Annotated in this window: 20 protein-coding genes; 7 read left to right on the top strand and 13 right to left on the bottom strand. The window is 64.2% G+C overall.

Annotated elements, in window-relative coordinates:
* Nucleotides 1-4: 4 nt before the first annotated feature.
* Complete coding sequence (locus ACW18B_RS14860; RefSeq protein WP_492047798.1) at nt 5-1,252, bottom strand: efflux RND transporter periplasmic adaptor subunit; 1,248 nt, start codon at nt 1,250-1,252, stop codon at nt 5-7.
* A 641-nt stretch (nt 1,253-1,893) separates the two neighbouring features.
* Here ACW18B_RS14860 and ACW18B_RS14855 point away from each other — a divergent pair.
* Nucleotides 1,894-2,202 (top strand): hypothetical protein, encoded by a 309-nt coding sequence (locus ACW18B_RS14855; protein WP_492047797.1) that lies wholly within the window; start codon nt 1,894-1,896, stop codon nt 2,200-2,202.
* Between the two features lie 48 nt (nt 2,203-2,250).
* Here the strand turns inward: ACW18B_RS14855 and ACW18B_RS14850 are convergent, their stop codons facing one another.
* The 3 genes from ACW18B_RS14850 to ACW18B_RS14840 form a co-directional block, all read right to left on the bottom strand.
* Complete coding sequence (locus ACW18B_RS14850; RefSeq protein WP_492047796.1) at nt 2,251-3,288, bottom strand: oxidoreductase; 1,038 nt, start codon at nt 3,286-3,288, stop codon at nt 2,251-2,253.
* A gap of 112 nt (nt 3,289-3,400) precedes the next feature.
* Entirely contained in the window at nt 3,401-4,675 is a 1,275-nt protein-coding gene (locus ACW18B_RS14845) for an MFS transporter (RefSeq protein WP_492047795.1), read from the bottom strand.
* A 34-nt stretch (nt 4,676-4,709) separates the two neighbouring features.
* Nucleotides 4,710-5,528, bottom strand: a complete 819-nt coding sequence (locus tag ACW18B_RS14840) for a 2-keto-4-pentenoate hydratase (RefSeq protein ID WP_492047794.1) — start codon at nt 5,526-5,528, stop codon at nt 4,710-4,712.
* A 217-nt stretch (nt 5,529-5,745) separates the two neighbouring features.
* On the opposite strand from ACW18B_RS14840, the gene ACW18B_RS14835 reads away from it, so the two are divergent.
* Complete coding sequence (locus ACW18B_RS14835; RefSeq protein ID WP_492047793.1) at nt 5,746-6,114, top strand: BlaI/MecI/CopY family transcriptional regulator; 369 nt, start codon at nt 5,746-5,748, stop codon at nt 6,112-6,114.
* Entirely contained in the window at nt 6,107-7,000 is an 894-nt protein-coding gene (locus ACW18B_RS14830; RefSeq protein ID WP_492047792.1) for a M56 family metallopeptidase, read from the top strand. The genes ACW18B_RS14835 and ACW18B_RS14830 overlap by 8 nt, the downstream gene beginning before the upstream one ends.
* 20 nt (nt 7,001-7,020) lie before the next feature.
* Here ACW18B_RS14830 and ACW18B_RS14825 read toward each other — a convergent pair whose 3' ends face one another.
* The 3 genes from ACW18B_RS14825 to ACW18B_RS14815 form a co-directional block, all read right to left on the bottom strand.
* Nucleotides 7,021-8,475 carry an alpha,alpha-trehalose-phosphate synthase (UDP-forming) gene (locus ACW18B_RS14825; RefSeq protein WP_492047791.1) on the bottom strand — a complete coding sequence of 485 codons (1,455 nt, stop codon included), beginning with the start codon at nt 8,473-8,475 and terminating at the stop codon, nt 7,021-7,023.
* The gene (otsB, locus tag ACW18B_RS14820; RefSeq protein ID WP_492051736.1) at nt 8,472-9,251 is read right to left on the bottom strand and encodes a trehalose-phosphatase; all 780 of its coding nucleotides are present in this window, start codon (nt 9,249-9,251) and stop codon (nt 8,472-8,474) included. Before otsB ends, ACW18B_RS14825 begins: the two co-directional genes overlap by 4 nt.
* Nucleotides 9,252-9,322: 71 nt before the next feature.
* Nucleotides 9,323-11,119, bottom strand: a complete 1,797-nt coding sequence (locus ACW18B_RS14815) for a glycoside hydrolase family 15 protein (RefSeq protein ID WP_492047790.1) — start codon at nt 11,117-11,119, stop codon at nt 9,323-9,325.
* 232 nt (nt 11,120-11,351) lie between these two features.
* On the opposite strand from ACW18B_RS14815, the gene ACW18B_RS14810 reads away from it, so the two are divergent.
* The 3 genes from ACW18B_RS14810 to ACW18B_RS14800 are packed head-to-tail and all read left to right on the top strand — an operon-like array spanning nt 11,352 to nt 13,891.
* On the top strand, nt 11,352-12,869 hold the full coding sequence (locus tag ACW18B_RS14810; RefSeq protein ID WP_492047789.1) for a L,D-transpeptidase family protein: 1,518 nt from the start codon (nt 11,352-11,354) through the stop codon (nt 12,867-12,869).
* Nucleotides 12,870-12,924: 55 nt separating this feature from the next.
* A complete protein-coding gene (gene mepK, locus ACW18B_RS14805; RefSeq protein WP_492047788.1) occupies nt 12,925-13,533 on the top strand; it encodes a peptidoglycan L,D-endopeptidase MepK in 609 nt (202 codons plus the stop codon).
* A 22-nt stretch (nt 13,534-13,555) separates the two neighbouring features.
* Nucleotides 13,556-13,891, top strand: coding sequence for a hypothetical protein (locus ACW18B_RS14800; RefSeq protein ID WP_492047787.1), 336 nt, complete (start codon nt 13,556-13,558; stop codon nt 13,889-13,891).
* A gap of 165 nt (nt 13,892-14,056) precedes the next feature.
* Here the strand turns inward: ACW18B_RS14800 and ACW18B_RS14795 are convergent, their stop codons facing one another.
* From ACW18B_RS14795 to ACW18B_RS14775, 5 genes are all read right to left on the bottom strand, one after another.
* A complete protein-coding gene (locus tag ACW18B_RS14795) occupies nt 14,057-15,097 on the bottom strand; it encodes a substrate-binding domain-containing protein (RefSeq protein WP_492047786.1) in 1,041 nt (346 codons plus the stop codon).
* A 119-nt stretch (nt 15,098-15,216) separates the two neighbouring features.
* Complete coding sequence (gene arsC / locus ACW18B_RS14790; RefSeq protein ID WP_492047785.1) at nt 15,217-15,636, bottom strand: arsenate reductase (glutaredoxin); 420 nt, start codon at nt 15,634-15,636, stop codon at nt 15,217-15,219.
* A gap of 3 nt (nt 15,637-15,639) precedes the next feature.
* Nucleotides 15,640-16,719, bottom strand: coding sequence for an ACR3 family arsenite efflux transporter (arsB, locus tag ACW18B_RS14785; RefSeq protein WP_492047784.1), 1,080 nt, complete (start codon nt 16,717-16,719; stop codon nt 15,640-15,642).
* A 15-nt stretch (nt 16,720-16,734) separates the two neighbouring features.
* Nucleotides 16,735-17,274: an arsenate reductase ArsC gene (locus ACW18B_RS14780; RefSeq protein WP_492047783.1), complete on the bottom strand. Its 540-nt coding sequence runs from the start codon at nt 17,272-17,274 to the stop codon at nt 16,735-16,737.
* Nucleotides 17,271-17,642, bottom strand: a complete 372-nt coding sequence (locus ACW18B_RS14775; RefSeq protein WP_492047782.1) for an ArsR/SmtB family transcription factor — start codon at nt 17,640-17,642, stop codon at nt 17,271-17,273. The genes ACW18B_RS14780 and ACW18B_RS14775 overlap by 4 nt, the downstream gene beginning before the upstream one ends.
* A 68-nt stretch (nt 17,643-17,710) precedes the next feature.
* Here ACW18B_RS14775 and arsH point away from each other — a divergent pair, with 68 nt between their 5' ends.
* Complete coding sequence (arsH, locus tag ACW18B_RS14770) at nt 17,711-18,451, top strand: arsenical resistance protein ArsH (RefSeq protein WP_492047781.1); 741 nt, start codon at nt 17,711-17,713, stop codon at nt 18,449-18,451.
* Nucleotides 18,452-18,600: 149 nt separating this feature from the next.
* Here the strand turns inward: arsH and ACW18B_RS14765 are convergent, their stop codons facing one another.
* Entirely contained in the window at nt 18,601-18,879 is a 279-nt protein-coding gene (locus tag ACW18B_RS14765) for an HU family DNA-binding protein (protein WP_108504974.1), read from the bottom strand.
* Between the last annotated feature and the right edge of the window lie 211 nt (nt 18,880-19,090).

Genomic DNA, 19,090 nt, shown 5'->3' with positions numbered 1-19,090 from the left:
CGCTCTATTCGGGCTGACGACGCTTGCCGCCTTCCGTGCGCTTTTCCTTGCCGGAACCCTTGGGCGCGCCCTGTGCCGCCTGCCCCGGTAGTTGAACCTTGCCGCCCTCGGTAAGACGGTCGCCGCCCTCGGTGATGACCTTGTCGCCTAGCTTGAGACCGCTCGTCACCGAGACCTGGGTGGTGGTCAAGGGGCCGGGTGTGACCTTGCGCTTGGTGACGGTCTGATCGGCCTCCAGAAGCCAGACGAAGGATCCGTCCGAGCCCTGGCGCAAGGCGGTAGCCGGAACCACGATCGCGCCGCGTACGGTATCCAGTTCCAGCCTTACGTTGACGAACTGGCTCGGGAACATGGTCCCCTGCACATTGGGGAACCGAGCCTTGGCCTTGACCGTGCCGGTGCCTGTGTCGACGAGGTTGTCGAGGGTCGAGAACGTGCCGCGATCGAGTGTGGTGGTGCGGGTGCGGTCCAGGACCGTGACCGGCAGCGTGGCGCCCGTGCCGACGCGCGCGCCGATGCGAGGCACGTCATCCTGAGGCACGGTGAACTCCACGTCGATCGGGGTGACGGTGGTGATCACCGCCACGCCGGCGCTGTCGCCCGCAGCGATATAGTTGCCGACATCAATGACCCGCAGGCCGACCCGGCCGCTGACCGGTGCGACGATGCGCGCATAGTTCACATCCAGCTGCGCCGTGCCGACCGCGGCGCGGTCGCCCATGACGGTGCCCTCAAGCTGCTTGACGGTCGCCGCTTGGGTGTCGACGTCCTGCCGGGCGATGGAGTCCTGGGCCAGCAGGGTTTTGTAGCGGGCCAGGGTGACGCGAGCGCTTTCCAGTTGGGCCTGGTCACGCGCCAGGTTTCCCCGCGCTTGCAGCAACGCGTTCTCAAAGGGGCGGGGGTCGATCTGCACCAGCGCCTCGCCGGCGCGCACCATCTGCCCCTCGCGAAACAGCACCTTGGTGATGACGCCCGAGACTTGTGGTCGGACCGTCACTGTGGCCGCCGGCGTGACCGTGCCCAGCGCCTCAATGATCACCGGAAGATCCGCGCGGGTGGCTGCGGCGACGGCGACGGTGCTGGCAGGTCCCCGACGACCACCGCCGTTCGGGCCATCAGTCGGCGCCTTATGCATCAGGGTCCAGGCCAGCCAGATCACGGCGGCCAGGGCGATCAGGGCGATCGCGCCGCCGAGAAGCGTGCCTTTACGGCCGGTCGCGCGTCCTGACGGAGCCGAAGTCTTTTCGATCATTGGGAGGCCTTTGGTTTGCGCATACGGACAGGGCGTCTCAATCGGCTGACCGGAATATCAGTGAAGTTCGGAGGCGGGCGATTCCCGAACGAAGCTTCAGCTTTCATGTCCCCGTTTAGCGCGTGGCGATCCAAATAGAAGGCGAAATTTACCGGCTGATGTCGGACCTGAAATATTGATCGACGCACCGCAAGCGGCGCGTGTCACGGTATTCGATTCATCCGGAAAGTGCTGCGATTTGGAATCCAAAGCAATCTTAAGTATTAAGAAATTGATCGCGAATACTTCAAGTAAGTCCATGGTGGCGTGCGTGATAGGGCTGGAAGTGACGTTCCTGGCGTAGCTTTTCGGAGCTAAAGCATCGCGCGGAAAAGTGGACGCCGGTTCTCCGCAAAAACGATGCGAAAACAAAAAGCTAGAGCAAGGCGCGTGAGTCCGATTTCACGCGCCTTGCTCCAGGTGGAAGCGTCTGGCGAGTGTGAAGCCTCGGGTTCCTTCGGAGACCTTCCAACGAGAAGCGATGGACCGTGTCGCCAGGTAATCGTCAGCCGGGGGCCGCGACGTCGCCGGTTTAGGATTTCACCGTTCGCTCACCATCTTCGCAAACCGTTCCTAGACAGTTGACCCTTTACGTTATGGTCATGTCGAACGCAGAAGTCCTTCACAAGCCGCCCGTCGAACGCCGATCGGATAGTCGGCGAGCCTGCCTGCTGCGCGGGGATCTTATCTCGCCGGGTGGTCGTGCCGAGCCCGTGGCGGTTCTGGACCTGACGGCGGACGGCGCGCGGGTGGCCATGCGGCGTGCGCTGCTGTTGCCCACGCGCCTCGTCCTGCGCCTGACCTTGATGGAGGGCGGGGTGTTCTATGATGCTGAGTTGCTGTGGCGACGCGGTCTGGACGCCGGCCTGTCGCTGTGGGGCCGGCGCGAGGATGTCAGCCTGATCCACTAGCGTCCGAGTCGCTCTCAAGCGCTTTGATCGTCTGGTCGAGCGCGATGCTCACACACCGATTTCGCGGCGCTCGACAGCGCTGCGTTGGGCCGCGTCGAGGACCTCCATCACCATTAGGGCCTGTTCGATCGGCACCGGACTGGGCGCGCCTTGGGTGATCGCCTCGCGCACGCCGGCATAGAAGGCGCGATAGTCGGCGGGCAGGGGCTGCACGGCCTGACTGATTGGCTCATTGTCTTCCTGCTGGATCAGGACGCCCGGTCGGGGATCGTCGCCATAACCCGGTGCGCCAGGCCGCATGCCGGCCTTGAGGTGATCTTCCTGGGCGTCCAGGCCGCTCTTGATGAAGCTGCCCTCGGTCCCATGCACGGCCAGGCGCAGGTTGCTGGCGTGGGTCATCTGGCTGGCGTGCAGCAGCACGCGCAGACGCGGATAGCGTAACAGCAGGTGGAAATAGTCGCCGGCTGCGCCATCTATTTTCTGGACGGCGATGTCGGCATAGATCGCCTCTGGCTTGCCGAACAGCACCAGAGCCTGGTCGATCAGGTGCGGGCCAAGATCCAGCAGCACGCCGGCCCCGACCTTTTCCCGCCACCGGTCACGGACCAGCGGCCGGTAGCGATCGAAGTGGCTCTCATATTGTACGATCTCGCCCAGATAGCCCTGATCGATCAGGCGCTGCAGCGTCAGGAAGTCGCTGTCCCAACGACGATTGTGGAAGATGGTCACCGACCGGTTGGCCTCACGGGCGTGGGCGGCGACGGCGCGGGCCTCCTCAAGGGTGACGGCGAAGGGCTTGTCGATCACCACGTGCTTGCCGGCCGCGAGGGCGGCATGAGCCTGGCTGGCGTGCAGCGTGTCAGGCGTGGCGATGACGACCAGGTCAATGGCTGGATCGGCGAGGGCCCGGATCAGGTCAGCGGCGACAACGGCCATCTCCGGAAAATCGGCGCGAACCTTGGCCGGATCGCTGGAGATCACCGTATGCAGTTCAAGGCCCGGCGTGGCGGCGATCAGCGGCGCGTGGAAGGTCTTGCCGACATAGCCGTAGCCGACCAGGGCGACCTTGAGGGGGGCGGATGACATGGCGGCTCCTCGATAGCGTCGCCTGAGATAGGCCCTGGCCTGGCGATGGGCCAGAAAAAAGCCCCCGACGCACGCGGCGACGGGGGCTTGATCGTTGGGAGCTGGTGAAGCGCTAGATTTTCACCGGTTCCATCTTGGGCGTCAGGATGTGGATGACCAGCAGAGCGATCAGATAGGCGCTGCCGGCAACCAGGAAGATCGGGGTGTAGGTGCCGATCTGCTCGAGGACCTGACCGATATATTTCGAGAACACCATGCCGCCGAAGGCGCCTAGCATACCGCCGATGCCGACGACCGAACCGACCGCGCCGCGCGGGAAGACGTCCGACGGCAGGGTGTAGAGGTTGGCCGAGAAGCCTTGGTGCGCCGCCGTGGCGACGCCGATGATCAGGACCGCCAGCCACAGGCTGTCGACATTGGCCGCGAAGATCACCGGGACGGCGAGCAGGGCGCAGATCAGCATGGTGGTCTTGCGGGCGGCGTTGATGCTCCAGCCCCTCTTCATGAAGTTGGACGACATCCAGCCGCCGCCGACGCTGCCGACGTCGCTGAGCAGATAGATGGCGATCAGTGGCGGGCCAAAGCTCTTCAGATCCAGGCCGTAGCGCTTGCCCAGGAAGTCGGGCAGCCAGAACAGGAACATCCACCAGATCGGGTCGATCAGGAACTTGCCCAGGGCGAAGGCCCAGGTTTCGCGCTTGGTCAACAGCTTGAGCCAGCCGATCTTCTCGACAGGATCGGCTTCGTCCTGCTCGATGTGGGCCAGCTCGGCGGCGCCGAGATTCTTTTGCTCACGCGGGGTGCGGTAGACCAAAAGCCAGATCGGCAGCCAGATCAGGCCGGCCAGACCGGTGACGATGAACGCCATCTGCCAGCCCCAGGCCAGCACGATGCCCGGCACCACCAGCGGGGTGACGATGGCGCCGATATTGGTGCCGGCGTTGAAGATACCGGTGGCGAAAGCGCGTTCCTTCTTGGGGAACCACTCGGCGACGGCCTTGATGCCGCCGGGGAAACCGCCGGCCTCGCCGATGCCCAGACCCATGCGGGCCACGGCAAAGCCGGTGAAGCCTCGGGCCATGGCGTGGCCGATATGGGCCATTTGCCAGATGAGGAACGCGATGCCGAAGCCCCAGCGGGCCCCGATCTTGTCCATGATCTTGCCCCACGCCAGGTAGGCGACGGCATAGGCCAGCTGGAAATAGAACACGAGATCGGCGTAATGCGTCTCGTCCCAGCCGAACTCGGTGGACAGGTCATGCTTGAGCAGTCCGATCGTCTGCCGATCGACATAGTTGATGACCATTGCCGCGAACAGCAGCGTGACGATCACCCACCGGTAACGACCGACTTTCTCGGATACCGCGGGGGTCTTAGGGAGATCCATGGACACGTCTTCCTTACCCTAGTTTCTTGTTTTCTTATTCCGCCGGGACGGCGAGGCACTCCACCTGTCCCAAGGCGCCGAAACTAACCTTTGCGGCGTCGCCCGCAACCACATCATGGATGCCGGTGCTGGCGCCGGTGGTGACCAGCATGCCCTTCTTGAGCGGACGGCCGCGCGACGCGACATGGCCTAGCAGGAAGGCCAGGGCCGCCAGGGGCGAGCCGGGGATTGAGGCCGCTGTGCCCTTGCCGACGCTGACGCCGTTGATCACGGTTTCGACCGTCATCTCTTCCCAAGGGATGTTGCGCCAGTTGGCGAGCACCGGTCCCAGGATCTGGCCGTCATTGTTGCCGAAGTCGGAGGCCACGACGGGCGGCCCCAGGGCGTTGATGGTGGCCAATGGGCTGCCGGCGATCTCGACGCCCAGGATCAACTCTCCGACATAGTCGGCGGCCTCTTCGGCGGTCCATTCGGTCTTGTCCGCGGGCGCGTCCTTGCCCAGGCGGATGATGAACTCGGCCTCGACCGCGGTGAAGCCGCCAGCAATGGCGCGGAACGGAGTGGGCGTAGGCCCGGCCTCCCAGACCTTTTTCTTGAAGATGCAGCCCGCCAGACGCACAGCACCCAAGCGGCTCTGATGTTGCGGGGGCACGAGGCCCACTTTCCAGCCGACCAATTCGTCAGGCCACAGGCCGATGGCGATCTCTTGGACGGCGTAGCCGTCGCTCATGGTCGTCGGGATCACGCCGCCTGGATAGCCGGGGGTGGAGACGCCGGCCAGGCGCGCTTGAACAAATTGTGGGGCTATGGACGCCGGCGCGAACGCATCGCTCTCGGCTGTAGAAACGGTCACGCCGCTAGTCCTCCCTCACCATTTACCACATCAGCCCATTTTACGGGTCTGTGACGTCTCTAATGGAAACCGGTGTCATTGACAATGCGGTGGTGAGGCTTCGGTGGGCGCGATCGTGGCTGACCCTGCCTTGACCGTGATCCTGGAAGCGCCCGGCAGAGCTTGACAGGCCACCGGACGGGTATACCGTCACCTGATATTACGGACGTAATGAGTCATGCATATTACCTCGGCCGAAAGTCATGTGATGGAAGCGCTGTGGCGGCGTGAGCCGTTGACGGCCGACGAGTTGGTGGCGGAGGTCGGGGCTAGCCAGTCCTGGGGCGAGGCCACGGTCAAGACTCTGATCAATCGCCTGCTGAAGAAGAAGGCCATCAAATCCGAGCGCGCCGAGGGCAAGCATGGCTACCGGCCGCTGATTGCGCGGAGCGCCTATGTTCAGGCCGAGAGCCAGGGCCTTCTGGACCGGCTTTTCGAGGGGCAGCTGGCGCCCATGATCAGTCACTTTGCACAGCATCGCGCCCTCAAGGCCGAGGAGATCGCGCGCCTCAAGCGTCTGATCGAGGACCTGGAACAGGGTGACTGAGGTCGTCGTCCATCTGGGCTTTTGCAACCTGGCCGCCAGCCTGGCCATCCTGCTGGTCCTGATGCTGCGCAGTGCGGCGCGGAACCTGTTTGGCGCCGAGACCGCCTATCTGCTCTGGCTCTTGCCGATCGCCGCCGGATTGGCGGCGCTGCTGCCCGCCCGCGCCGCTGAGCCCGGGGGCGCAGCCGCGCATCGGTTCATCGTGTCGGAGGGGCATGCCGCGATCCTGGGGTGGATATGGCTTGCAGGAGCGCTCCTGGCGCTCGCCTTGCTGGTTTGGGGTCAGACGCGATTCATGGCGCGAGCGCGGGCAGGCGAGGCCGGGCCCGCCGTGGTTGGCGTCCTGAGCCCACGCTTGATTTTGCCCGGCGACTACCAGACCCGATTCACCGAAGCAGAGCGCGCCTTGATCCGGGCCCACGAGAGAGCCCACATCGAGCGCCATGATCACCGAGCCAATGCCATTATGGCGCTGATCCAGGGCCTTGCGTGGTTCAATCCGCTCGTCCATCTGGCCATCCGGGAAGCAAAACTCGATCAAGAACTGGCCTGCGACGCCAGGGTCATGGGCCGTCTGTCCCGGACGCGCGGTCTCTATGCCCGCACCTTGTTGAAGACCCAGCTGGACGCTCGTGTCCTGCCCTTGGGCTGCCATTGGCCCGCCGCAACCCCGCACCCGCTGGAACAGCGGGTGATCATGTTGTCCCGACCGCAACCGTCCGTGCATCGCGCCGCCATGGGAGGAGCGCTTGTGGCGATCATGAGTCTGAGCGCCGCCGCCGGCGCCTGGTCGACCCAGCCTGAAGGGCCGCCCAAACCGGTGGTGCGCCCCGTTCAGTGGCCCGTGATCATCTATGCGCAGATTTCGCTGGCTTCCGAGCCCTAGCCGGCCAGCGGGATCCGGGCCTAGGCGTCTTCGCTGACGTTGAGTTCCGGCACGACTTGAGCCGCGGGCGCCTTGATTTCGCTTGCCATTGGCGCGGTCAGTGCGCCGACGAAGTCGTCCCGCCAGGCGGTGACGTCCTTGCGCTGAACATTGTCGAACATGGCTTCCCAGCGTCGCTTGCGTTCCGGTAGTCCCATCGCCAGGGCTCGGCTCAGGGCGTCGGAGATCTCTTCGGGGCTGTTGGGGTTGATGATCAGGGCGTCCGACAACTGCCGCGCCGCGCCGGCGAAGCGCGACAAGATCAAGACGCCGGGATCTGCGGGGTCCTGGGAGGCGACATACTCCTTGGCCACAAGGTTCATGCCGTCGCGCAGGGGCGTGACCAGACCCACCTTGGCGGCGTGGTAGATCCCGGCCAACTCGTCGCGCCGATAGGACCGGTTCACATAGCGGATCGGGGTGAAGTCCATCTCGGCATAGGCGCCGTTGATCCGGCCGATCAGGCCGTCGAGCCGCGAGCGCAGGTCCTGATAGGCCTCGACCTCATCGCGCGACAGCGGGGCGATCTGCAGCAGCATGACCTTGCTGCGCATGTCGGGATTGTCGTGCAGGAAGCGCTCGAAGCCGATCAGGCGCTCTTCCAGGCCCTTGGAATAGTCGAGCCTATCCACGCCGATGACCATCTTGCGAAACACGCTGTGGGCCAGCATGCGGTCATAGACCTTGGCGGCGCGCGGGCTGTCCTTGATGCGGGCGAAGTCCTCGGCGTCGATGCCGATCGGGAAGGCCGCCGCCCGGGTCGTCTTGCCAAAGGCCGTGAGCATACCGTCAGCTCTCGCCGAACCGCCGACCTCGGAGGTGACATAGCCCTCGAAAGCGTGACGCGATTCTTCGGTCTGGAAGCCGATGAGATCGTAGTCGAACATGGCTTCCACAAGCGGCCGGTGGCGAGGCAGGGTGACCACCAGCTGATGGGCTGGCCAGGGGATGTGCAGGAAGAAGCCGATCCGATTGGTGACACCCAACCGCCGCAGCTCCTTGGCCATCGGAATGAGGTGGTAGTCGTGTACCCAGATGACGTCATCGGGCTCGATCAGCGGCTGCAGGGTCTCGGCGAAGCGCTTGTTGACCCGGTCATAGCCCTCGCCGAACGAGCGGTCATAGGCGGTGAGATCGACGCGATAATGGAAGAGGGGCCAGAGGGTCTTGTTGGCGTAGCCGTTGTAATATTCTTGGTAGTCCCCGTCCTCTAGGTCGACCGTAGCGGTGGTCACGCCATCGACCCTTTGCATGGAAAGCTGACCTGTGAACTCCGGCGTGGTCTTGCCGCTCCAGCCGAACCAGATGCCGGAATACTCCCGCAAGGCCGCAGCCAGGGCCATGGCCAGGCCGCCGACGCTGCCCTCGCCCTCATCGCCGCTCTCGCGTGTGGGCGGCGGGTTGACCCGGTTGGAAACGACGATCAGGCGGCTCATTCTGGCGCCAGCGCCGCGACGCCCTCCAGCCAGGTCAGCACCGCTTCATTGTCCGCCAGGCCATAGGTCGCCGCTGTTTCTCGGGCTGGGCCAACCAGGATGCCATACCCGCCACTGCGCGCGGCGGCGATGAAGCCGTCTTCGTCGGTCAGGTCATCGCCGACGAAGATGGGCAGGGCGCCTGCAAAGGGCCGCTCGGTCAGGAAGGCGTCCACAGAGCCGCCCTTGTTGTGGCCCGGCGTGCGCAGCTCAACGACCATGTCGCCCATCTGCAGCACCAGTCCCGTCGATTGCGCCAGACGTTCGGCGGCCTCGATCACGGCGTCGGCGGCCTGAGGCGCGCGGCGATAGTGAAGGGTGACACTGAGGCCCTTGTCCTCGAACTGCAGCCCTGCGTCGCAACGCGCCAAGTCACTCAGGATCCGGCGTGCATCCTCGATCCCCGCGTGGGGCGCGGCGCGAACCACCACTCCCGCGGCGTCACGTCGGGACAGGCCGTGAATGGCGGCGACGGCCGGAATCTGATTCTCCAGGATGCGGTCCAGATCCTCCAGGGCCCGTCCGCTGACGACGGCCAGGCGGCCGTCCATCGCTGCGGTCAGACGCTGTAGCAGAAGGGCGCGGCGGCGGTCCGGACCGACATCCTCGGGACGCGGCATGATGGGCGCCAGCGTACCGTCCACATCCAGGAATAGCGCGAAGTCGGCCGGCGAGAAGACCGGAGGCGGAGGAAGTTGATGGAACTCTTGTCTCGCGGCTGACCCATGGGTGGTCATCAACTGCAGCCCCTCATTCAATCGATACATGGGGTCGGTAACGCTCTGGTCCGGGTTTCGATCCAGCGGCGCTACCGCACAGAACTCCAGGGCCGGCTCAGCAGAACCGCGCAGTTGATCAGGCCCACCAGCGAGTAGGTTTGAGGGTAGTTGCCCCAGAGTTCGCCATCGGCGAAGCCGATGTCTTCCGAGAGCAGGCCCGCAGCCGTGCGTCGCGCCAGCATATCCTCGAAAAGGCTTCGAGCCTCGTCGGCGCGGCCGGCCAGATGCATCGCCTCAATCAGCCAGAAGGTGCAGATATTGAAGGCGGTCTCAGGCTCGCCGAAATCGTCGGGAATGGCGTACCGCAACAGGTAGGAGCCCTTGCGCAGACCGGCCTCGACCGCAGCGACCGTCGCGACGTTGCGCGGGTCGTCAGCGTCGAGGAACCGCAGGTCGACCAACTGCAGCAGGCTGGCGTCCAGTTCATCGCCGCCGAAGGTGGCGGCGAAACGGCCCAACTCGGCGTTCCAGGCCTGCGCTTCAATGGTGACGCGCACTGTGGCGGCGCGCGCGTTCCAGAAGATCGCACGGTCCGTGAGGCCGAGCTTTTCAGCGGCATTGCCCAGGCGGTCGCAGGCCGCCCAGCACATCACCGCCGAATAGGTGTGGACATTGGCCCGTCCCCGGAACTCCCAAAGACTGGCGTCGGGGGTGGCGTGCAGTTGGAAAGCCCGTTCGCCGACCGGTTCCAGATCATGAAAGTCAGCGATCGTGGCGGGGCGCAGCAGGCGCTCGTCGAAAAAGGCCTGGGTCGTGGACAGAACGATCTGGCCATAGACGTCATGCTGCTGGTGCTCGAACGCCTGGTTGCCGATCCGGACGGGGCCCATCCCGCGATAGCCGGGAAGAGACGGCGCCAGGCGCTCGGTGAGCTGAGGCTCGAATCCCACGCCGAACAGGGGCTGGATATGACCGCCATCGGCCCTGTCGATGATGTTGCGCAGATAGCCCAGATAGTTTTCCAGAATATCGACCGCGCCGATGCGATTGAGAGCCTGGACGACATAGTAGGCGTCGCGCAGCCAGCAGTAGCGATAGTCCCAGTTGCGGCCGCTGTCGGCGTGCTCGGGGATTGAGGTGGTGAGGGCGGCGACGATCGCCCCGGTTTCCTCGTGGACGCAGAGTTTGAGCGTGATGGCGGCGCGGATCACCGCTTCCTGCCAGTCCAGAGGAATGGCCAGGCCGCGCACCCAGGTGGTCCAGTATTTCGTTGTTTCCCGCAGCATGCGCTCACAGGTCGAGCCGACATCCGCGTCGAAGCTCTCATCAGGACCCAGGAACAGGGCGATGGGCTGTTCCAGACGGAAGGTGCGCTCCTGCAGAATGTGCGAAACCGGGCCATTGGTGCTCAGCCGCAGGGTCAGGTCCGAGCACAGGTAGCGAATATGGTTGGAGCCGGACGTCAGCTCGGCCGGTCGTGCGCCCCATTGAGCGGTGGGACGAAGACGTATGGAAACCCTCGCCGTCCCTGACACGGGCCGGATCAGGCGGATAAAGGCGGTGGGTCGGAAGGTCCGGCCAAACTGCACGTAACGCGGGGCAAAATCGAGGATCTCGATCCTGGCGCCGTCGCCGTCGGTGATTTCGGTGCGCAGGATCGGCGTGTTGCGCACATAGCTCTGCTCGACCGACGCCGCTCCGTCGACCACCACGTCCCAAAGCCCGATCGCACTGTCGCTTGCAGGGTCTTTGTCATTCAGGAGGGCGCTGAAGACGGGATCGGAATCGACACGGGGGGCGCAAGCCCAGACGAAACGTCCGGTTCGATCGATAAGGGCGCTGACTGCGCAGTTGCCGATGGGGAACAGATCTAGATTTTGGGGCAAGCGATTTCCGGTGCGTAAGACCAATGGGCGGGGTTCAGCCAAGGTTCAGCCAAAGGCCGCTCTACGGAACCATTGACGCTACGCCCAGTTCCCATTTCTGGAAAACAAGGCCGGGATCCATGATGCCTTTCGCTTATCACGATACACGCGTTGACGGAACCGCGCCGGAGCGGCCATTTGGCGTGGCGCGGAGACGCCGCGCGCTGGCGCGCGGCGAGATTCATAGACAGTGATGGGTTTTTTTCGACGATCTTCCGCGCTGGCCGCCGGCGCCGTCTGGCTCCTTTCGAGCCTGGACGCCCAGGCCCAGGCCCAGGCTCAGCGGCCGCCCCAATTTGGCTCGACCCCGGTTCAGGTCATGCCACAGCCCGACAGTCCGCCGGTCAATCCGTACGCCGTATCGCTGCGGGCCGGTCAAATCGAGGTGTTGGCGCGGGCCCTGACCGAGGCGCCCAGTCATGGCTTCGAACTCGGCGCCTATTCGCCTGCACAAGCCCTGTCCTTGCTGGCCTCAAAGGACCCGGTTTCGCGTCAGTCGGGCAACACCCAACTGATCGGCCTGACCCTGGCCTATGCCAAGGCCGTGCGGTCTGGTCTATTGCCCGCCAGCGGCTTCCGGTCGGACTGGGGCCTGCGTCCTGTCGACTATGATCCAGGCGCGGAGTTCGTACAGGCCGCCGCCCAGGATCGTATGAGGGCTTGGCTGGACACCTTGCCGCCGCCCTATACCGGCTATCAGACCTTGCGGCGGGGCCTGGCGACCTATCGCGACATCGCCGCGCGGGGCGGTTGGGCGCCTTTGCCGGCAGGGCCTAGCCTCAAGCTGGGCTCGACCGATCCGCTGGTCGTGGCGCTGGAGGCGCGTCTCGCCGTCGAAGATCCCACCGTCGCGGTCGATGGCGCCGCTGTGTTCGATGAAGGCTTGGCTCAGGCCCTGATGCGCGCTCAGAAGCGCTTCGGTCTTAATCCCGATGGCGTTCTGGGCCCTGCCACCCGTGACGCACTCAACATGTCGGTCGAGCAGCGTCTGGATCAGATTGTCGCCAATATGGAGCGCTGGCGATGGTTGCCGCAGGTCCTGCCGGCCGACCGCATCCAGGTGAATATCGCCGCCGCCGTGCTGTCGATGTTTCATCACGACAGTCCCATCCTGACCATGCGCGCCGTGACGGGACGCCCAGGGGACGAGACACCGATGCTGCAGTCGCAGATCCACAGCATCGTTCTCAATCCGCCCTGGAACGTTCCGTCCTCGATCGCCTCGCGGGAGTTGTGGCCGAAGGAACGCGCCAATCCAGGCTATCTGGCGCGCAACGATTTCATCGTCATCCCCACCGGCGACGGCGGATCGCGCCTGCAACAGACGGCCGGACCCAAGGCGGCCTTGGGTTTGATCAAGTTCGACTTTCTCAATCCCTACGGCGTCTACCTGCACGACACGCCCAGCCGCGCCCGCTTCTCCAGCTACAGCCGTCTGGCCAGCCACGGCTGCGTTCGCGTGGAAAGGCCGACGGACCTCGCGCGCGCCGTCATGGAAGGTGACCCTGTCTGGACGCCGGAGGCGATCGACGCGACCATCGCCAGCGGCAAGACGGTGCGAGCGACGCTGCCCCAGCCGATGGCGGTTTTCCTGCTGTATTGGACGGCCTATGTGACGCCTGATGGTCAGGTCAATTTCCGCGACGATCCCTATGGCTGGGACCGGATCTTGATGCAGCGTATCGACGCAGCCACCCGTGGCTCAGCTTGACCTCAGTCGCGGCCTGGGGTGTCATTCCCGACCGTGTGATGTTGGGACTGGCGTGATGATCGAACGGCGTAGACTGCTTAAGCTCAGCCTGAGCGTTTTTGGCGTCAGCGCGGTTGCGCCTAGCGCCTATGCCCAGGACGACATCATCGGTGCGATTCTGGAGGCTCAAGGCGCTTCCGTCGCGCCGGTCGTGAGGACGGTTCCGGCCGTTGAGCCCAAGTGGTTGTCCTTGCACAACGTGCACACCGCAGAAAAGCTCGAAGCCGTCTATTGGGAGAACGGGGCCTATGTCCCCGACGCCCTCACGGCGTTGAACAAGGTGCTGCGTGACCATCGCACTGGCGAGGTTGCGCCGATGAATGTCGAGCTTTTCGACCTCTTGGGCGAGCTTCATCGCAAGACCGACACCCGGAAGGCCTTCCAGGTGATCTCGGGTTACCGCTCTCCGGCCAGCAACGCCTTGCTTTCCGCGCGCAGTGGCCAGGTCGCCAAACACAGCCTGCACATGGACGGCAAGGCCATGGACATATATCTGGAAGATGTCGCCCTGGATCGACTTCGCGCCGCGGCGTTGACGATCAAGCGCGGCGGCGTCGGGTACTATCCCGAAACCAGATTTGTACATGTCGACGTCGGGCCCGTCCGACGCTGGCAGGGAACTTAGCCCCAAGGGGCAGGGGGCTGGAATGAGCGCTGAACGTCGCGGAAATCCGTTCGGATGGATATTGCTCGGCTTTGTCGTGGGTGTTCTGGCGACCTTTGGAACCATCCTGTTCCTGACGGCGGGCCTGGGGGGCTATGACGAGGGGCCGGAGATGCGGACGGCGGCCGATGACGCAGCCGCCGCCGCGATCGGGAGCGCCGCGGCGGTTCCGGCGCCGCGTCAGATCGAGGCTCCGGTCGTCGCTGCGCCGGCTGCGGGCCCGGTTAGAGAGACGCCGCCCCTTGACGCCCAGATGGCGGAAGACGCCGCCGCTGCGGGCATGACGTCGCGCGCCGCTCCGGATCGACCGACAAACTAAAGCATCGTGCGGAAAAGTGGACGCCGGTTTTCCGCAAAAACGATGCGAAAACAAAAACCTAGAGCAAGCTGCGGGAGTCCGATTTCACGCGCCTTGCTCTAGGATTGTTTGGGATCGGGCGTCCGCTGGACCGACGGCGCGTGGGTCCAGCGGATCGTCCAAGGATCAGGACTTCGGCGCGGCCATGACCGGCAAGGCCTTGGCCTTGGCTTTATTGTCCATGTGCAGCTTGGGCGGCAGCGGGATCAGACCGCGCGATTGCAGATAGCCGCCCCGACCGGTTGCCGCGTCGGACACAAACTCGCTGAGGAATTCGCTGAGGCCTGGCGTGACGCCGATCTGGCCCTTTTTCACGTAGATGAAGAGCGAGCGCGAGATCGGATAGTCCCCGCTGGTGATCGTCTCGATCGTCGGCTTCACGCCGTCGACGCTGGCGGCCTTGATGGTGTTGGCGTTCTGCTCAAGGAAGGAAAAGCCGAACACGCCAAGCGCGTTGGGCGTCTTCTGGATCGTGCCGATGATGGCGTTGTCGTTCTCGCCGGCGTCGACCCAACCGCCATCGGTGCGCAGGGGCGAGACCTTTGCCTTGAAGGCCTTGTCGTCGCTGGCCTTCAGATTGGCCAGGGTCGGGAAGGTGTGGGCCCCGTTTTCCATGACCAGCTCGATCCAGGCGTCACGGGTTCCGGAGGTGGGCGGCGGTCCATAGACCAGAATGCGCGTGTCGGGCAGGTTGGCCCCGATCTCATGCCAGGTCTTGTAGGGGTTCTTGACCAACTGCCCGCCGCGCAGCGTGTTGTCGGCCAGGCCCAGATACAGCTGCTCGAGCTTGAAGTTGAAGTCGGGAGCCTTTTTGTCCATCGCCACCACGATGCCGTCGAAGCCGATCTTCAGTTCGACGATGTCCGTGACGCCTTTGGCCGCGCAGGCTTCGAACTCGGACTTCTTCATCTGACGCGAGGCGTTGGCGATGTCCGGGAAGCCTTCGCCCATGCCGCCGCAGAACATTTTTATGCCGCCGCCGGTGCCGAGGCTTTCGATCTTGGGAGACTTGTTGCCAGTCTTCTTGGCGTAGTTTTCGGCTACGCGGGTGGAGAACGGGAACACGGTCGAGGAACCGGCGGCCCAGACATAGTCCCGCGCGGCGTAAGCGTTGTCGGCGGCGGCCAGCAAGGCGATGGCGGCGGCGGCTCCAAGGAGCTTGTTCATGGCGTCGTACCCCGGTGGCGTCGGGCGGCGATCAGCGCCCGTCAGATGGCTTTTTTCACAAGTCAGAGACGGCTTTGCGACAGGCAATCCGTGAGCGGAGCAAGCTTGACCATGGTGGCTCAATCGCCCGCCGAGACCACGTCTCCATCCTCCTTGGTAAAGTTTTCCGGAGTTTTGTCCAGCAGGGGGAAGACCCTCTCGGACGGCCGACACAGAGCGACGCCTCTGGGGGTCACCACGATCGGCCGATTGACCAGGATGGGGTGGGCGACCATGGCGTCGAGGATGGCTTCGGTCGACGCGCCGGGGTCCAGCAGGCCCAGTTCGGCGGCGGGCGTTCCCTTGTCGCGCATCAGGTCGCGGAGCGGGACGCCGGCCTGGACGGCCAGGTCGCGGAGCTGGTCGTGGGTCCATCCCGCCTTGAGGTACTCGATGACCTTGGGCGCGTAGCCGGCGGCCTGCACCATCGCCACGACGTTGCGGGAGGTGCCGCAGGCGGGGTTGTGGAAGATCACCACGGGAAAATCAGCGTCGGTCATGGCTCAGCAATCTGAAGAGGGAGGAAGGGTTTCGCGGCCGGCGGCCACCTTGCGAACGGCCTCGCCGCGCTCATACCAGCCCCGGCTGGCGTTCACGATGGCGACGATCGACAACATCACCGGCACTTCGATCAAAACCCCAACCACGGTGGCCAGGGCGGCGCCGGACTGGAAGCCGAAGATGCTGATGGCGGCGGCGACGGCCAGCTCGAAGAAATTGCTGGCCCCGATCAGGGCTGACGGGCCAGCCACGCAATGCGCTTCGCCGGTCAGACGGTTCAACAGGTAAGCCAGGCCGGAATTGAAATAGACTTGGATAAGGATGGGAACAGCCAGGATGGCGATGATCAGCGGCTGCTTGATGATCTGGTCGCCCTGGAAGCCGAACAGCATCACCAGGATGGCGAGCAGGGCGATGATCGACAGTGGTTGCAGCCGGGTCATCAGGGCATTGAGCGCGGCTTGACCGCCAGAGGCCAAAACAGACTTGCGGACCAACTGGGCGACGACGACCGGAACGATGATGTAGAGCCCCACCGACAGGGCCAAGGTCGGCCAGGGCACGGTGATGGCCGAGAGGCCCAGCAACAGGCCGACGATGGGCGCAAAGGCCACGACCATGATGGTGTCGTTCAGCGCGACCTGGCTGAGCGTGAAGTTGGGATCGCCGCGAGTCAGGTTGCTCCAGACGAAGACCATGGCCGTACAGGGCGCCGCCGCCAGCAGGATCAGGCCGGCGATATAGCTGTCGATCTGGTCGGCCGGGAGCCACGGGCGGAAGAGATGCGCGATGAAAATCCAGCCCAGGGCCGCCATGCCGAACGGCTTGACTACCCAGTTGATGAACAGCGTGACGCCGATACCGCGCCAGTGATCGCGGACCTCACCCAGGGCCGCGAAATCGACCTTGATCAGCATCGGAATGATCATCAGCCAAATCAGGCCGGCCATCGGCAGGTTGACCTTGGCGACCTCGGCGGATCCGATCAGATGAAAGGCGGGGGAAAAGGCGTGGCCCAGAGCAATGCCGGCGATGATGCACAGCGCCACCCACAGGGTCAGGTAGCGTTCGAAGATGGACATGCGGAGCTCTTGATCTCAAGCGGCGGGTTCGTCGGGAGCCTGCGCCTTGCCGATCTGGTCGAGGCGGCGTTGCAACGACAGCTTGTCGATCGAGGCCATGGGCAGGGCGCAGAAAAGGGCGATGCGATTGTTCAGCTGACGGTAGGTCTCGGCGAAGGCCAGGGCGATCTGGGCCTCGGCTCCTTTCACGGCGGAGGGATCGGGAACACCCCAGTGCGCTGTCATCGGTTGGCCGGGCCAGATCGGGCAGACCTCGCCGGCGGCGTTGTCGCAGACGGTGAAGACGAAATCGAGATCGGGGGCGTCGGGATAGCTGGCCTTGGAGAACTCGTCCCAGGACTTTGAACGCAGATGGTCGGTCTTGTAGTTGAGGTGGCCCAGCAGGTGGATCGCGTGCGGATTGATCGTTCCGCTGGGCATCGAGCCGGCCGAATAGGCCTTGAAACGGCCCGCGCCGACCCTGTTCATGATCGACTCGGCCAGGATGGAACGGGCCGAGTTGTGGGTGCAGAGAAACAGGACGTTCAGCGCTCTGGCGTCTTGGGTCGCGCTCATGCGGTCTCCGGTTCGGTAATGCAGGTTCCGTCACAGGCGGCGACCTTGACCAGCATGTCGCTCAACGGGGCGCAGATTTCCGGAGCGCCAGCGCAACAATCTTCCAGCAGGAAGCCCAGCAGCTTTTGCATCGCCCCGTATTCGGCCGTGTAGATGATCGAGCGGCCATCGCGCCGTGATCGGGTCAGTCCCGCATGGTCTAGGATCGCCAAGTGGCTCGACAGGGTGCTGGGCGGGATGTCCAGTTGGCGGGCGATTTCGCCGGCGGCCAGGCCCGATGCGCCAGCTTGGATCAGTATCCTGAACGCCGACAGTCGGCCGGTATGGGCCAGGGCCGAGAGGCTTGCGATGGCGGAATTCATTTCCATGTTTCGAATATAATCGAAATGTGTGACAGGGGAAAGACCTTGTCCTTCCTGAACGCCCCGGAGCGCCCGTGAACGATCTGCCCGCCTTGGAGTCCGCCTATCTTGCCGCGCCGGATCAGGCCCGGCTGGAGCCGACCGCTCTTGGCCACGCCCCGCGTATTCTGCTGCTCTATGGATCGCTTCGCGAACCATCCTTCAGCCGACTGTTGGTCGAGGAGGCGGCGCGCATCCTGCAAACGCTGGGGGCGGAGACCAAGATCTTCGATCCGCGCGATCTTCCCCTGCCGGACTCCGTCGACGCCAGTCACCCTAAGGTTCAGGAGCTTCGCGATCTATCACTGTGGTCGGAGGGGCAGGTCTGGTGCAGTCCCGAGCGGCACGGCGCGATCACGGGGGTGTTCAAGAGCCAGATCGACTGGCTGCCGCTGGAGATGGGCAGCATAAGGCCCACTCAGGGCCGCACCCTGGCCGTGATGCAGGTCAGCGGCGGATCTCAGTCGTTCAACGCCGTCAATACCCTACGCTTGCTGGGGCGGTGGATGCGAATGATCACCATTCCCAACCAGTCTTCGGTGGCCATGGCCTGGAAGGAGTTCGATGACGACGGCCGCATGAAGCCTTCGGCCTACTATGATCGCGTGGTCGACGTGATGGAGGAATTGGTCAAGTTCACCCTGCTGACGCGGGGTCATGCCGACTATCTGGTCGATCGCTACAGCGAACGAAAGGCGAGGGGTGATCAGGCGGCCGGTCTTGGCGGGGCCGCTTCCACTATCCAGGGCGAGGTCATCCGCCTGGGATCGCTCTGACGGGCAGGCTTTCGCCCGGTCCCTCGCAAACGCGTAGGGGCGCAATAGTACGCGACGTCCTGGCGCGGGACCGCCGGTTGGTTCTGTTGATCCGTAGAAGAAAACGACCGGCGGACCTGAAGTCCGCCGGTCGCCTCAAAGCCGAGGGACTAGCCGTTGACGGCGTCCTTCAGTTGCTTGGCCGGCGTGAAGGCGACCTTCTTGGAGGCCGCGATCTCGATCGCCGCGCCCGTGGCCGGGTTGCGGCCGGTGCGGGCCGGCTTGGCCTGGACCTTGAACTTGCCAAAGCCGGGGATCGAGACTTCTTCGCCCTTCACGGCGGCGTCCGTCAGCGACTTGAAGACGCCGTCGATGATCGACTTGGCCTGAGCCTTGGTCAGCTTGTCGTCGGCAGCAACGGCGGCGTCGACCAGATCCGAAACGTTCATGATGTTAGCTCATCTCAAGTGGAATCAAGGAAGGTAGACCCTGACGAACCGGGAAGGTTTTGTCACGTCATCCCAGCAAATACGGGTGTTTAAGGATAATTTGGGGCAAGGTTGACCTTCAAATGGCTGTTGGGCGTCGATAGAATGCCGAGTCTCCGGATTGTGACCGCTGGTGACGCCCAACTCATGCCGTGGTAGCGGTCACTAAAAC

The sequence above is a fragment of the Caulobacter sp. FV2ps19 genome (assembly GCF_058681035.1).
The sequence above is the reverse complement of the archived record's forward strand: the minus strand, read 5'-3'. Positions and strand labels throughout refer to the sequence as shown.